This is a genomic window from Yersinia pekkanenii (assembly GCF_001152565.1).
Lineage (GTDB): Bacteria > Pseudomonadota > Gammaproteobacteria > Enterobacterales > Enterobacteriaceae > Yersinia > Yersinia pekkanenii.
Genome location: NZ_CQAZ01000186.1, coordinates 1 through 966, shown reverse-complemented (window position 1 = coordinate 966; position 966 = coordinate 1). Strand labels below are relative to the sequence as shown.

The following is a 966-nucleotide window of genomic DNA, read 5'->3' as shown; positions in this document are numbered from 1 at the left end:
GAAGTGACGATAGACAAGCTGAACGCGAAGAGTTTTCCGGTTGGCTACACCAATGCACTGACGGAAGAATTGACGAACCGTCTTAACAGGAAGTTTGGCGAGGTTGATGTGAAAGTCAGATTTGCGGGTGCCGATGGGTTGACCGTGCTGGGTGGGGCTAGTGAGGATGAAATACGGTCGAGGATATTTTGCAAGAGACGTGGTAAAGCGCTTATGATTGGTTTCAGCCTTAAACTACCAGTTATGAACGCTGATAATAAACTGGACGGACACGACGAATAATTAGGCTTTTATGTTAACTTCAGTATTTATCACAAACATCCGATACATTAAAATAAAAGATGACAATTAATAATGACAATCTCCACACAACAAAAATTAGGTTCCGTTGAGGGTATTCGCGGACTAGCGTGCTTCATGGTATTACTCTCACACTTGGCTTCAACATTTACCCCACCGATGCACTCTGGAAATGCTGCAAATGTAAGAGGGCCTATTGATATGATCTTTCATAACTCTCCATATGCGTTCATGTATTCAGGGGCCGCCGCAGTTGGTATGTTCTTCGTTTTAAGTGGCTTTATATTATCATACTGCATTCTAAGTAAGAGTGATGTTGTAGATACTGTTGCCGGTATGACAGCCAAACGATATTTTAGATTATTGCCCCCAGCGTTAGGTTCATGCATAATAGCTTTTCTGATTTTCAAGTATATCCCTGTAGATAATAGCTTACTTACAGACTGGGCTCGTAACTATGGAATAAAAGACCCGTCATTATTTAATGCTATTTATTCTGGAACTATATCCTCATTTTTCTCAGGCAGTTCGCCCTATAATTGGTCATTATGGACAATGAAAATAGAAATTTTTGGCTCATTGATGGTTTTCTTTCTTTGCGGGATTTTACCAAGAATTAGAATAAAAAAAACAATAGTGATCATTGCTATGATTATTCCTTTTTTT

1 protein-coding gene and 1 pseudogene are annotated in these 966 nt (G+C 39.3%); both read left to right on the top strand.

The genetic code is table 11. From position 1 onward, the window contains the following. Nucleotides 1-206: pseudogene (locus tag AEP37_RS23880) on the top strand (DinI-like family protein); the annotation flags it as partial. Between the two features lie 148 nt (nucleotides 207-354). Beyond that, nucleotides 355-966 (top strand): acyltransferase family protein (locus AEP37_RS25535; RefSeq protein WP_156168783.1); only part of this gene is annotated, 612 nt, incomplete at its 3' end.